The 12,504-nt window shown below is 68.7% G+C and carries 11 protein-coding genes; 5 read left to right on the top strand and 6 right to left on the bottom strand.

The features are described 5' to 3' along the window. Positions 1-776: 776 nt before the first annotated feature. A complete protein-coding gene (locus BLQ14_RS06560) occupies positions 777-1,976 on the bottom strand; it encodes an ROK family transcriptional regulator (RefSeq protein ID WP_092499512.1) in 1,200 nt (399 codons plus the stop codon). A gap of 201 nt (positions 1,977-2,177) precedes the next feature. Between BLQ14_RS06560 and BLQ14_RS06555 the strand changes: the two genes are divergently transcribed. The 3 genes from BLQ14_RS06555 (at position 2,178) to BLQ14_RS06545 (ending at position 5,183) form a co-directional block, all read left to right on the top strand. Next, positions 2,178-3,191, top strand: a complete 1,014-nt coding sequence (locus BLQ14_RS06555) for a sugar ABC transporter substrate-binding protein (RefSeq protein WP_092499344.1) — start codon at positions 2,178-2,180, stop codon at positions 3,189-3,191. A gap of 127 nt (positions 3,192-3,318) precedes the next feature. Next, entirely contained in the window at positions 3,319-4,401 is a 1,083-nt protein-coding gene (locus BLQ14_RS06550) for an ABC transporter permease (RefSeq protein ID WP_092499342.1), read from the top strand. Then, the gene (locus tag BLQ14_RS06545) at positions 4,398-5,183 is read left to right on the top strand and encodes an ATP-binding cassette domain-containing protein (protein WP_092499340.1); all 786 of its coding nucleotides are present in this window, start codon (positions 4,398-4,400) and stop codon (positions 5,181-5,183) included. The genes BLQ14_RS06550 and BLQ14_RS06545 overlap by 4 nt, the downstream gene beginning before the upstream one ends. Before the next feature lie 42 nt (positions 5,184-5,225). Here the strand turns inward: BLQ14_RS06545 and BLQ14_RS06540 are convergent, their stop codons facing one another. The 3 genes from BLQ14_RS06540 to BLQ14_RS06530 are packed head-to-tail and all read right to left on the bottom strand — an operon-like array spanning position 5,226 to position 8,311. After that, positions 5,226-5,582, bottom strand: a complete 357-nt coding sequence (locus BLQ14_RS06540) for a hypothetical protein (RefSeq protein ID WP_092499338.1) — start codon at positions 5,580-5,582, stop codon at positions 5,226-5,228. Positions 5,583-5,599: 17 nt separating this feature from the next. Beyond that, complete coding sequence (locus BLQ14_RS06535) at positions 5,600-7,840, bottom strand: xanthine dehydrogenase family protein molybdopterin-binding subunit (RefSeq protein WP_092499336.1); 2,241 nt, start codon at positions 7,838-7,840, stop codon at positions 5,600-5,602. A gap of 3 nt (positions 7,841-7,843) precedes the next feature. Further along, a complete protein-coding gene (locus BLQ14_RS06530; RefSeq protein ID WP_092499334.1) occupies positions 7,844-8,311 on the bottom strand; it encodes a (2Fe-2S)-binding protein in 468 nt (155 codons plus the stop codon). 186 nt (positions 8,312-8,497) lie between these two features. Between BLQ14_RS06530 and BLQ14_RS06525 the strand changes: the two genes are divergently transcribed. After that, entirely contained in the window at positions 8,498-9,457 is a 960-nt protein-coding gene (locus tag BLQ14_RS06525; protein ID WP_092499332.1) for an aminotransferase class IV, read from the top strand. Between the two features lie 127 nt (positions 9,458-9,584). After that, positions 9,585-9,842, top strand: a complete 258-nt coding sequence (locus BLQ14_RS06520; RefSeq protein WP_092499330.1) for a DUF6455 family protein — start codon at positions 9,585-9,587, stop codon at positions 9,840-9,842. A gap of 101 nt (positions 9,843-9,943) precedes the next feature. Here BLQ14_RS06520 and parE read toward each other — a convergent pair whose 3' ends face one another. Continuing rightward, complete coding sequence (parE, locus tag BLQ14_RS06515) at positions 9,944-11,908, bottom strand: DNA topoisomerase IV subunit B (protein ID WP_092499328.1); 1,965 nt, start codon at positions 11,906-11,908, stop codon at positions 9,944-9,946. Between the two features lie 139 nt (positions 11,909-12,047). After that, positions 12,048-12,494: a c-type cytochrome gene (locus BLQ14_RS06510; RefSeq protein ID WP_092499327.1), complete on the bottom strand. Its 447-nt coding sequence runs from the start codon at positions 12,492-12,494 to the stop codon at positions 12,048-12,050. Between the last annotated feature and the right edge of the window lie 10 nt (positions 12,495-12,504).

The raw sequence follows: 12,504 nt of genomic DNA, 5'->3' as shown, positions 1-12,504 counted from the left end.
CCCGCCTCTGCAATCGCCCTGCCGCGGCGCCGGCTCGAGGGACGTGCCGCATCCCGCGACTCGCTGAAAGCGCACGAAAGGCGAGGCCTGGTGCCCCGGCGCACTGCTCTTCGCACAGACCACCGTCACGTGTCGCCCGGATGCCCTGCCCCCCGCCCGGAAAATCCGCCAGGACCATCGCACCGGCGCAGCGAGGTGCAAGAACGTGCCGCTTCGATCAAGACCGCATGAAGGCTGGCGCTGCGGGCCGCCCCCCCCTGGCAGAACGCAAGTCGGGCCCTCGATGATCCGGCGAGGTTTCTTCGCTCGTCTGAACGACAGACGGAACGTCCCCAAAGGCCATCCACGCAAGCCGTTGAACGGAGACGGCGCGCACGCCGCCGGAAGGCGGACCCGGGGGCATGGCGGCCGGCAAAAGCCGGGACGGCGGCAAAGCCGCCCGCCGCCGCGGGGCGTTTCGGGGTCGGGGCCACGCCGTGCGCCGCTGAGTTGCGGGCGACAGGCTGAGAAACGCGCGGCCTGGCTACCGGGAGGGGCAGGAATGCGCCACATCGCCAACTGGCGCGCGGGCGCTTCCGGGCGCTTAGCTGCCCCCGGCGCAGAGCCGCGGATTGCCACCGGGCCGCGGCGCCGGAATTCCAGCCGCTCGGACCGGAGAAACGCTCGAGCCGGGCTTGGTGACGAACGGCCTGCGCCACGGTTTCCCATGACGCGAACTGCCCGAAGCGCTTCGAGACACCCGCGCCATTCCGGTTGGGCATGCGCCCGGCAGCGCCTCAGCGAAAGGCGAATGCCGCGTTGGTGTCCAGCAGAAACTGCCGCAGCACCGGCGCAGCCGCCGCACCGATCCCGCGCGCATTCTCGCCCACCGCTCCCGCCTCGATGCGTGGCGCGATAAGCCCGCGCATGTCCTGATGCACGATGTAGCGCCGCACCCGGGCCACCAGCTCCTCGCGCACGTCCTCCGGAAAGGCTCCGTCGATGAGCACCGCCTCGAAGTCGATCACCGAGCATACCGACAGCGCCGCCTTGGCCAGTTCCTGCGCCGTCTGGCCGATCCACGGCTCGACATGCCGCGTGATCGCGCTCCAGTCCTGCGGCTTGTGCCAGAGGATCGCCGGATCGATTCCAACCTCGATCAGCCGCCGCTCGAGCACGTGCAGCGAGGCGACATCGATGAGCTGCTGGCTCTCGCCCTGCGGGCCGGTGGTGCGCAACGCGCCGAGTGCCCCCGCATTGCCGCGGTTTCCTTCGTAGACCGAGCCGTTGAGCACCACCCCTCCCCCGGTGAAGGAGCCGATGAAGAAGTAGGCATAGTCCCGGAACTCGGCACCGCGGCCGAACAAATGCTCGGCGTGGGCGGCGGCGGTTGCGTCGTTGACCATGAACACCGGCAGATCGGTGAATGCCCGCACCTCGGCAGGAAAGTCGATGTCCTTCCAGGACCGGAACTCGCGGGCGCTGTCGCCGGAGAGCTGGTTCCAGCGCCACATCTCGAAGGGGATCCCTACACCGATTCCCGCGATCCTCGCCTGCCCGCCAGCCGGAACCTCCCGGCGCATCGCCTCAAGTCCGTCACGCAGGAAGGCGAAAACCGTTCTGGGCAGCGAGACCGCGTAGGTCGTCTGGATCTGCCAGCGCACATGACCGCGAAAGTCGAGCAGCAGCAGATCCGCCGAGCGCCGCCCCACCCTGAGCCCCAGCGACATCACCCCGTCGGGATTGAGTTGCATCGGGATCGAGGGCTTGCCGACCTTGCCGCGCACCGGCTCGCCCCGCGAGACGAGCCCGTCGCGCTCAAGCTCGCGCAGGATGATCGAGACGGTCTGCGGGCTCAGGCCGGTCAGGCGGGCGATGTCGCTGCCGGGCCGCGCGCCCTTGCGCAGCAGCAGGGACAGGATCAGCCGTTCGTTATGGTCGCGAATGCGACTCTGGTTCGCGCCGCCGGCGGGTATCCTGCCTTCGTCCCCATCCATGATCCGCACCATAGGCGCCTCCTCCGCCTGCCGCAAACATGGCAGGCTCAATAAATAAATCAAGTTGATTTAAATATTGACAGGGAGCCACGAATCGGGCCTTTTCAGCGTGACCTGCAGCAGAGGAGGCGGCAGGTACGGCGGGCCGAAGGCTGCCCGCCGTGTGCGGACAGCAAAGCGCATCACTCAAGGGAGGACGCAATGAAAGGACTTCTCGCCACCACCGCGCTGGTTCTCGCGGGAACCGCGACCATGGCCATGGCCGAAACCAAGGCCTGCCTGATCACCAAGACCGACACCAACCCCTTTTTCGTCAAGATGAAGGAGGGCGCCACCGCCAAGGCGCAGGAGCTCGGCATCGAGCTGATGACCTTCGCCGGCAAGATCGACGGTGACGTCGAAAGCCAGGTCGCCGCGGTCGAATCCTGCATCGCCGCGGGCGCGAAGGGCATTCTCATCACCCCCTCCGACAGCCGCGCGCTGGCGCCGGTGGTCACCGAGGCGCGTGAGAACGGGCTTCTGGTCATCGCCCTCGACACGCCCTTCGAGCCCGCCGACGTGGCCGATGCCACCTTCGCCACCGACAATTTCCGCGCCGGCGAGCTGATCGGCATGTGGGCGCGCGCCAAGCTCGGCGACGAGGCGGCAAACGCGCGCATCGCGCTGCTTGATCTCAACCCCTCGGAGGTGTCGGTGGACTATCTGCGTGACGGTGGCTTCCTGCACGGCTTCGGCATCGACATCAAGGATCCGACCGACATCGGCGACGAGGACGATCCGCGCATCGTCGGCCACGACGTGACCAACGGCAACGAAGAGGGCGGCCGCAAGGCGATGGAGAACCTCCTGCAGATCGACCCCAACATCAACGTCGTCTATACCATCAACGAGCCCGCCGCCGCCGGCGCCTGGGAGGCGCTCAAGGCCGCCGGCAAGAGCGCCGATGACGTGATCATCGTCTCGGTCGACGGCGGCTGCCCGGGCGTGCGCAACGTCGCCGAGGGCATCATCGACGCCACCGCCCAGCAGTACCCGCTGCGCATGGCCGCGCTGGGCGTCGAAGCCATCGCCAGGTGGGCCGAGGACGGCAGCAAGCCCGCCCCCACCCCGGGCAAGGACTTCTTCGACACCGGCGTGGCGCTCGTGACCGATCAGCCGGTGGAGGGCGTGCCCTCGATCTCGAGCGAGGAAGGCCTCAAGCTCTGCTGGGGCTGACAGGCCGGCAGCAGCACGGCAGCGGGGCGCCCGGCGGGGCGCCCCGCGCGCCGGAAAATCCATCCCGACACCGCGTCCTTGACCCGGTCCGACCTCCCGGCCAACCTTGCCGGTAAAGGAGAGCCGCATGAACGACGTCGCCGATCGCTCCCCCGGCGCCACCGAGGCCGAGGCAGGCCTCGCCGGAGCCGCGAGCGCGGTTGCCGAATTTCAGCCACGGCGCCGCACGCTTCTCGACCATATCCAGCACGTCTTGCACAACAACCCCACGCTTGTGCCGGTGATCGTGCTGGCGCTGAGCCTCGTCGCCTTCGGCATCATCGCCGGCGAGAGGTTCTTCTCGCCCTTCAACCTCAGCCTCATCATGCAGCAGGTGTCGATCATCGGCATGCTGGCCGCGGCCCAGAGCCTGATCATCCTTACCGCCGGCATCGATCTTTCGGTGGCGGCGATCATGGTGCTGATGTCGGTCGTCATGGGCAATCTCGCGGTCAACATGGGCGTGCCGACGCCCATCGCCATCGTTGCCGGTTTTGCCGGCGGGGCTGCGGCGGGGCTCCTGAACGGCGTGCTCATCACCCGCGTCAAGCTGCCGCCCTTCATCACCACGCTCGGCACCTGGAACGTGTTCTTCGCGCTCAACCTCTGGCTTTCCGGCGCGCAGTCGATCCGCAGCCAGGACATCGACGAGAAGGCACCGCTCTTGAAGTTCTTCGGCGAGTCGATCCAGCTCGGGGGCGCCAAGATCACCTTCGGCGTGATCCTGATGGTGCTTATGTTCCTGGCGCTGTGGTACATGCTCAACCACACCGCATGGGGCCGGCATGTCTATGCCGTGGGCGACGATCCGGAGGCGGCGGAGCTTTCGGGCATCCGCACCGAACGCGTGCTGCTGTCGGTCTATACCCTCGCGGGGTTCCTCTGTGCCCTGGCCGGCTGGGCCGCGATCGGCCGGGTCGGCTCGATCTCGCCGCAGTCTTTCTATGAAGGGAACCTGCAGTCGATCACGGCCGTGGTCATTGGCGGCATCTCGCTTTTCGGCGGGCGCGGCTCGATTCTCGGAGCGCTCTTCGGGGCCTTGATCGTGGGCGTGTTCCAGTCGGGCCTCAGGATCGCCGGCGTGGATGTGCTCTGGCAGGTCTTCGCCATCGGCTGGCTCATCATCATCGCGGTCGCCATCGACCAGTGGATCCGGAGGGTTTCGGCATGAGCACGAAAGACGTCCCCCTCGTTCAGGCCCGGGGCCTTGTGAAGCGCTTCGGCCACGTGGTCGCCATCGACCACTCCGACTTCGAACTGCGCCACGGCGAGATCCTCGCCGTCATCGGCGACAACGGCGCGGGCAAGTCCTCGATCGTCAAGGCGATCTGCGGAGCGCTGCAGCCCGACGAGGGCGAGATCCTGATCGAGGGCAAACCGGTGCATTTCTCCTCGCCGATCGAGGCGCGCGAGATGGGCATCGAGATCGTCTATCAGACGCTGGCGCTCTCGCCCGCGCTCTCGATCGCCGACAACATGTTCACCGGCCGCGAGCTCCGTCGTCCCGGCTTTCTGGGTAAGTGGCTGCGCATGCTGGACAAACCGGCGATGGAGCGGTTCGCGCGCGAGAAGCTCAACGAGCTCGGGCTGATGACCGTGCAATCGATCCGCCAGCCCGTCGAGACGCTCTCGGGCGGCCAGCGCCAGGGCGTGGCCGTGGCCCGCGCGGCCGCCTTCGCCACCAAGTTCATCATCATGGACGAACCGACGGCGGCGCTCGGGGTGAAGGAAAGCCGACGGGTGCTGGAGCTGATCAAGGACGTGCGCGCGCGGGGCATTGCCATCGTGCTGATCAGCCACAACATGCCGCATGTCTTCGAAGTGGCCGACCGGATCCACATCCATCGTCTCGGCCGGCGGCTCTGCACCATCGACCCCAAGGACTACACCATGTCCGATGCGGTGGCGTTCATGACCGGCGCCAAGACGCCCGAGGTGGCGGACGCCGCCTGACGCGCCGTACTGCGGCGCCCCGCCGCCGGCCCGCCGCGCGCGTCAGCCCCTGCGGCGGGCGCGCGGCGGGGGATCGCGCCAAAGCGTGACGAAGAGCACCGCCAGCGCCAGCCCCTCGAGCACGAGGACCGCCCTTGCAAGGCTCGCAATGAGCCCGCTGCCGCCCCCGGCCCACGCGGCTGCCACGACGATGGCGCCAAGAAGCGTCAGGAAGGAGACCCAGGCAACGAGGCGGCGCCCGCCCATCAGCGCCCAGCCGAGGGCCAGAAGCACAAGCCCCCAAAGAGCGGCCGGCACGCCAAGGCGCTCGAAGGCGAGCACGATGAGGGGCAGATGCAGCGCGGCGGCCAGGAACATCAGCACAGCGGCGGCCTGAAGGCGGCGGCGGGATCGGGTCATGGTCGGCGTCTCCCCGGTCAGACGAACGTCACGTGCCGGCCCAGCGGCAATTCGCGGATGCGCTTGCCCGTGGCCGCGAAGATGGCATTGGCCAGCGCAGGCGCGGCCGGGGGCACCGGCGGCTCGCCGATGCCGCGGACCCTGCCCTGCCCCTCGAGCACGCGCACGAAGATCTCCGGGCACTGGTTCAGCCGCATGGCTTCATGATCGTGGTAGTTCCGCTGCTCGGCCATGCCGTCGGAATAGGTGATCTCCGCGTTCATGGCGTGGCCGAGGCCGAAGACAACCCCGCCCTGGATGAGGTTCTCGATATTGCCGGGATCAACCACGCGGCCTACATCGGCCGCCACCCAGACGCGACTGATGCGGATGCCGTCGGGGGTATCCTTGACCTCGACGACCTCGGCCACCGGCACGCCGAAACTCTCCACGAAGGCCACGCCGCGGCCAACCCCGGGTGAGAGGCTCTCTCCCCAGTTCGACAGCTGGGCCACCGCCTCGAGCACCTTCCGGGCCGGGCCGGGCCGCATCAGGCGGATGCGCTCGGCCATCGGGTCGGCACCGGCGGCGTGGATGAGCTCGTCAAGAAAGCAGTCGAAGAAGAAGCCCGCCCCGGCCGCGCCCACGGACCGCCAGGAGGAAACCGGCGCAAGCTCGGGCGCGCGATAGCCGCGCACACGGAAGTTGGGAATGTCATACGGGTTGTTCCAGGCTCCGGCGACGATCTGCGCGTCGGGGCCGGGCACCGCAAGGCCGGCCCGCCCCATCTGCGAGGCGGTCACCGAAGGCGCGGCGATGGCGAGGTCGAGCGCCTCCACGCGTCCCTCGCGCACCACACCCCTCCCCCGCCCCATGGCGATGTGGCGCGGAAAGTCCTGGGCGAAATCCTCCTCGCGCGAATAGGTGAGCTTGATCGGCGTGCCCGGTTTGCGCGCCGCAATCATCGCCGCCTGGCGCACGAATTCGAATTCGAGCCGGTGCCCGAAACTGCCGCCGATGAACTGGTTGTGCAGGATCACCTGTTCGGGCCCGTGCCCGGTGATCGCCGCCACGTGCCGCTGCAGCATCCGCGGAATCTGGTGCCCGGTCCACACCTCCACGGCCTCTTCCGTCACGAGGACGGTCGCGTTCAGGGGCTCGAGCGGGGCGTGCGCGACGTAAGGCGAACGGTACTCGGCCGAAATCACCGCGCCATCCGCAAGCGCCGCCTCCACCTCGCCCTCATCGCGCCAGACCCGGTCCAGGCGGTCTTCGGTGAAGGAGCCCGCCAGCACCTCCCAATGGCCCGCCTGCTCGGGCGGATAGGGCGCCGCGCCCCATTCGCAGATCACCGCCTCCGCCGCGCGCATCGCCGTCCAGGTGTCGGTGGCGAGCGCGGCAATGCCGCCCGGCAGCTCGATGACATCCGACACGCCCGGCATGGCCAGGGCCGGCGCGGGGTCGAAGCCCTTCAGCGCCCCGCCCTTGCGCGGGTTCATGCGCACCGCCGCATGGATCATGCCGGGCAGGCTCACGTCGATCCCGTAGCGCTGGGTTCCGGTGCATTTGGCGACCATGTCGAGACGGGGCTGCGGCTTTCCGATCAGCCGCCACTGCGCGGGCGGGCGCAGGGGGACATCCGTCACCGGCGTGATCTTCGCCGCATCGGCGGCAAGCGCGGTGTAGGGCACGCGCGCGCCGTCGGGCAGGATGACCGCGCCCGCGCCGGTGCGCAGATCGTCCGGGTGCACGCCGTGGCGTGCCGCCGCGGCCCGCTTGAGCGTCTCGCGCGCCACGGCCCCGGCGCGGCGAAGCTTGTCGAAACTGTCGGGTACGGCCGTCGAGCCGCCGGTGATCTGCAGCCCCATCAGCTTGGCCGCCGCGCCCATCAGCGCGCGCATCGCCTCCGCCGGAAGGCTCTCGTCGGTGGACATGAACGGCACGCCCTCCTCGGCCAGCGCGGTATTCCAGTAGGCCTTCGCTGGCTGCCCGAAATCGATGCTGAACTGGCCCGGCTCGAGATCCATCTCTTCGGCGATCAGCATCGCCTGCATCTGCGCCGCCCCCTGCCCGAAATCCGCGTGCGGGGTGATGAGCCGAATCTCGTCGGGCGTCACCAGAACCCACGGGTTGAAGGCGGCCCCATCCGCACCGGCGAACTCCTCGAGCGGATTTTCGGCAGGCCTGCTTACCGCCCAGCTTCCGAAGGCGACGCCGCCACCGACGGCGAGCGAGCCGATGAGGACGGAGCGGCGGGTCAGCCGGCGCAGCGTTCCCATCGTTCAGCCCTCCCGCATGGCCTGCGCCGCCCTGCGCACTGCGGCGCGGATGCGCGGATAGGTGCCGCAGCGGCAGAGATTGCCGGCGAGCGCGGCGTCGATCTCGGCATCGCTCGGGGCGGGATTTTCGGCCAGCAGCGCGGCGGCCTGCATGATCTGCCCCGACTGGCAATAGCCGCATTGCGCCACCTGCGCCGCGATCCATGCCGCCTGGACCGGATGCGGCGCCTCGGGCGTGCCGAGCCCTTCGATGGTGACGACCTCCGCCCCCTCGAGTGCGTCCGCCGTGACCTGGCAGGAGCGCACCGCCGCGCCATCAAGATGCACGGTGCAGGCCCCGCAGGCGGCGACACCGCAGCCATACTTGGTGCCCGTGAGCCCGAGATGATCCCGCAGGATCCACAGAAGTGGCATGTCCGGGGCGGTCTCCACCTCGCGCACGGCGCCATTGACCGAGAATCTGACCTTCATCGCGACATCCTGAACAGGCTGCTGGCAGCTTAGCCCACTTCGGCCAGGGAAAAAGCGCGGGATCGATGCCGCGCGGGCAAACGTCGCGTCACATGGCCCGGGCCGGCCCGGGCGGGCCCATGCGCCGCGCCCCCTTGCCAACCGGGGGCGCAGGCGGCCAGATGGCGCCGTGCGAGAGGAGACGCCATGACCGACACCCACCGCCCCACCACCCATGACGCGGAGCACGACCCGCGCAACGACCATATCCTCATTCACGTCAACGGCCGCCTCGTGCCCAAGGATAAGGCCGTGGTGTCGGTCTATGATTCCGGCTTCATGCTGGGCGACGGCATGTGGGAGGGGATGCGGCTGCATGATGGCGTCTGGGTGTTCTTCGACGAGCACATGGACCGGCTCTTTGACGCCTGCCGTGCGGTCTCCATCGACATCGGCAAGACCCGCGAGGAACTTCGCGCGATCCTCGACGAGACAGCCGCGGCCAACGGCATGGTCACCGACGCCCACGCACGGCTGATGATCACGAGGGGGCGCAAGGCCAAGCCCTTTCAGCACCCCTCGCTCTCGCGCTGGGGGCCGACCATCGTGGCGATCGTCGAGCACTCGCGCCCCTCGGCGGCGGTCAAGGCGCGCGGGGTGCGGCTGGCGACGGTGCCCCAAGTGCGAGGGTTGCCGAATTCGCAGGATCCCAAGCTCAACAGCCACTCCAAGCTCAACTGCGTCATCGCCTGCCTGCAGGCCGAGGCCGCGGGCGCCGACGAGGCGCTGATGCTTGACCCGCACGGTTTCGTGAACACCACCAACGCCTGCAACTTCTTCATCGTCCGGCGGGGCGAACTGTGGACCTCGACCGGCGACTACTGCATGAACGGCATCACCCGCGCCAAGGTGATCGAACTGGCGCGGAAAAACGGCATTCCCGTGTTCCAGAAGAACTTCTCGCTCTACGAGACCTACGGCGCCGAAGAGGCTTTTCTGACCGGCAGTTTCGGCGGCATCACCCCCGTTGCCGCCATTGACGGCAAGCCGATCGGCAAGGGCGAGGGCGCCGGGCCCCTTACAAGCCGCCTTGCGCGCCTTTACGAGGAGCTCGTCGCGGCCCACGTCGCCGCGCGGAAAGCCGTGCACGGGCCTGGGAGCCGATAAACCGGGCCGAAGACGGCCTGCGCCGGTGCGCCGTGCGCCCCAAGCGCAATCGCCACGCCATTTGACATGGATCAAGCAAATCCGGCCCGATTTCGGGTTTCATTGCAAATGCAATGGAGGGTTTGCCATGTCACTGATGTCAATTCTCGACCGTCACGCCGGGCTTTCGATGCGCATGGCCGAGACGGTGGGCGCCGATGTGGTTCAGGCCGCAGTTGAAGGGCGCATCCCCGAGACGGCGATCCGCACCATGGTGCTGACCTGCAGCCGCTGCCGGGCCGTGGGCAGCTGCATGGACTGGCTGGACGAACATGCCGCCGGCGCGGAAGAGGCGCCCGACTACTGCCTCAACCGCACATTCCTGGAGCGTGCCAGGGACTCCTGAACGCGCGGCTCCGGCGCCGCCGCGCGTAATGGTGCCAAGCATCGGCCCGGTTGCAGGGCCCGGCGCCGGTCGGACGTCTCGCCTGCAGTCGGCGGTGCGGGCTAGACGTCCAGCTCCTCCACGAAACGCGCGTTCTCCTGGATGTACTGGAAGCGCAGCTCGGGCTTCTTGCCCATGAGCCGCTCGACAAGGTCGCTCGTCTCGCCCGGCGCGTCCTCGTCGATGGTCACGCGGATCAGCCGGCGGCTGGACGGGTCCATCGTCGTCTCCTTGAGATCCTTGGCGTCCATCTCGCCAAGCCCCTTGAAGCGCGAGACCTCGATCTTGCCCTTGCCGCCGAGCCCCCTGGCAAGCCAGGCATCGCGCTCGGCCTCGTCGAGCGCGTAGACGCGCTTGGCCCCCTGGGTGAGCCGGAAGAGCGGCGGGCAGGCGAGGTAGAGGTGGCCGCGGTCGATGAGCGGGCGCATCTGGGTGAAGAAGAAGGTCATCAGAAGCGAGGCGATGTGCGCCCCGTCCACATCGGCGTCGGTCATGATGATGACCTTCTCGTAGCGCAGATCGTCGATGTTGAACTTCGTGCCCATGCCCACGCCAAGCGCCTGGCAAAGATCGGCAATCTCCTGGTTCTGGCCAAGCTTCGAGGAAGCCGCGCCGAGAACGTTGAGGATCTTGCCCCTCAGCGGCAACAGCGCCTGGGTGCGCCGGTCGCGCGCCATCTTCGCCGACCCGCCCGCCGAATCGCCCTCGACGATGAAGATCTCGGTGCCCTCGCGCGAGTTTGCCGTGCAGTCCACCAGCTTGCCCGGCAGGCGCAGCTTGCGCGTGGCCGACTTGCGCGCCGTCTCCTTCTCGGCGCGGCGGCGCATCCGCTCCTCGGCGCGCAGCACCAGAAAGTCGAGAATGGCGCCGGCCGATTTCGGGTCCGCCGTCAGCCAGTGGTCGAAATGGTCGCGCACCGCGCCTTCCACGAGCTTCGCCGCCTCGGCCGTGGCCAGCCGGTCCTTGGTCTGGCCCACGAATTCCGGCTCGCGGATGAAGCAGGAGACAAGCGCGCAGCCGCCCGAGACGAGATCTTCGCGGGTGATCTGCGCCGCCTTGCGGTTGCCGGCAAGCTCGCCGTAGGCGCGGATGCCCTTCAGGATCGCCGCCCAGAAGCCCTGCTCATGGGTGCCGCCTTCAGGGGTGGGAATGGTGTTGCAGTAGGAGTGGATGAAGCCATCGCGCGAGGGCGTCCAGTTGATCGCCCATTCCACGCGGCCCGGCGTGCCGAAACGCTCCTCGAAATCGACCCGGCCGGCGAAGGGGCGCTCGGAATAGGTGGAGGCGCCGTCGAGCTGCTCGGCCAGATAGTCGGCAAGCCCGCCGGGGAAGTGAAAGCGCGCCTCAAGCGGTGTCTGGCCGTCATCGATCTCCGAGCGCCAGCGAATCTCCACGCCCGAGAAGAGATAGGCCTTGGAGCGCGCCATGCGGAAGAGCCGCGCGGGCTTCAGCCGGTGGTGGCCGAAGATCTCCGCATCGGGGTGGAAGGTAACGGTGGTGCCGCGTCGGTTGGGCACGGGGCCGAGCGCCTGCACAGGCCCCAAGGGCAGGCCGCGCGAGAATTCCTGCGCGAAAAGCTCGCGGCCCCGCGCCACCTCCACGCGCAGCCGGTCGGAGAGCGCGTTGACCACGCTCACCCCCACCCCGTGCAGGCCGCCCGAGGTCTGATAGGCCTTGCCCGAGAACTTGCCGCCCGCGTGCAGCGTGCACAGGATCACCTCGAGCGCCGACTTGTCGGGAAACTTCGGGTGCGGGTCCACCGGGATGCCCCGGCCGTTGTCGCGCACGGTGACGGACCCGTCGGCGTGCAGCTCCACCTCGATGCGGCTGGCATGGCCGGCCACCGCCTCGTCCATCGCGTTGTCAAGTACCTCGGCCACAAGGTGGTGCAGCGCTCGCTCGTCGGTGCCGCCGATATACATGCCCGGGCGCTTGCGCACAGGCTCAAGCCCCTCGAGCACCTCGATGGCGGAGGCGTCGTAGGCGTCGGCGCCGGGATTGGAGGAAAGAAGATCGTCTGCGGGCATGGTCTGCTCGGTGCCTCATCTGCTTGGGGGCATTTCACCACATCAGGCGCTGCGCGCGCAAGCAAGGCCGTCGGCCATGCCCGGCCCGCCCGCCAGACACCGCCTCAGCGCCGGCCGCGTCGCGCCCCGGGGTAGGCCGTCACTCACGCTCCTGGATCGATTTCAGCCACAGGGCGATGTCAAGGATATCACCGCGGGTCTGCAAAACGCCGTCCTCCGGCGTGTCGAGAACCGCGCTCCCCCCGCCCAGGATCTGTCCGTAGACGAGCATCGGCCCGCCATGCCCGCGCAGCTCGGCGCGCCCGTCGATGATGCGGACCACCTCGACCAGCGGAAACTCACCACCGCGCCGCGCGGCGATGCGCGTCAGGTCGGCCACGGGGACGTTGAGAAGCGGCGCAAGCGGGCCGTCGCCGCGCGCGCTCTCGCCGTGGCAGGCGGCGCAATGGTTGAGGAAGAGCGCGTGCCCCCGCTCAAGCCGCGCGGCCTCATCCTCCGCGCCGCGCGCGGCCTGCGGCTGCGCCAGCGTCGCCACCCAGAGCGCCGCGGCAGCTCCTGCCGCCAGAATCCTCGCCAGATCGGGCATTGCCTTCTCC

Origin of the sequence: Meinhardsimonia xiamenensis (assembly GCF_900102905.1) — a bacterium.
Lineage (GTDB): Bacteria > Pseudomonadota > Alphaproteobacteria > Rhodobacterales > Rhodobacteraceae > Meinhardsimonia > Meinhardsimonia xiamenensis.
This window is presented reverse-complemented; position numbering and strand designations above follow the sequence as displayed.

Bases quoted from the DNA above. Each gene is read 5' to 3' on its own strand.
- BLQ14_RS06560 (WP_092499512.1), bottom strand. From the start codon at position 1,976: ATGGATGGGGACGAAGGCAGGATACCCGCCGGCGGCGCGAACCAGAGT.
- BLQ14_RS06545 (WP_092499340.1), top strand. From the start codon at position 4,398: ATGAGCACGAAAGACGTCCCCCTCGTTCAGGCCCGGGGCCTTGTGAAG.
- BLQ14_RS06550 (WP_092499342.1), top strand. From the start codon at position 3,319: ATGAACGACGTCGCCGATCGCTCCCCCGGCGCCACCGAGGCCGAGGCA.
- BLQ14_RS06525 (WP_092499332.1), top strand. From the start codon at position 8,498: ATGACCGACACCCACCGCCCCACCACCCATGACGCGGAGCACGACCCG.
- BLQ14_RS06520 (WP_092499330.1), top strand. From the start codon at position 9,585: ATGTCACTGATGTCAATTCTCGACCGTCACGCCGGGCTTTCGATGCGC.
- BLQ14_RS06555 (WP_092499344.1), top strand. From the start codon at position 2,178: ATGAAAGGACTTCTCGCCACCACCGCGCTGGTTCTCGCGGGAACCGCG.
- parE (WP_092499328.1), bottom strand. From the start codon at position 11,908: ATGCCCGCAGACGATCTTCTTTCCTCCAATCCCGGCGCCGACGCCTAC.
- BLQ14_RS06530 (WP_092499334.1), bottom strand. From the start codon at position 8,311: ATGAAGGTCAGATTCTCGGTCAATGGCGCCGTGCGCGAGGTGGAGACC.
- BLQ14_RS06540 (WP_092499338.1), bottom strand. From the start codon at position 5,582: ATGACCCGATCCCGCCGCCGCCTTCAGGCCGCCGCTGTGCTGATGTTC.
- BLQ14_RS06510 (WP_092499327.1), bottom strand. From the start codon at position 12,494: ATGCCCGATCTGGCGAGGATTCTGGCGGCAGGAGCTGCCGCGGCGCTC.
- BLQ14_RS06535 (WP_092499336.1), bottom strand. From the start codon at position 7,840: ATGGGAACGCTGCGCCGGCTGACCCGCCGCTCCGTCCTCATCGGCTCG.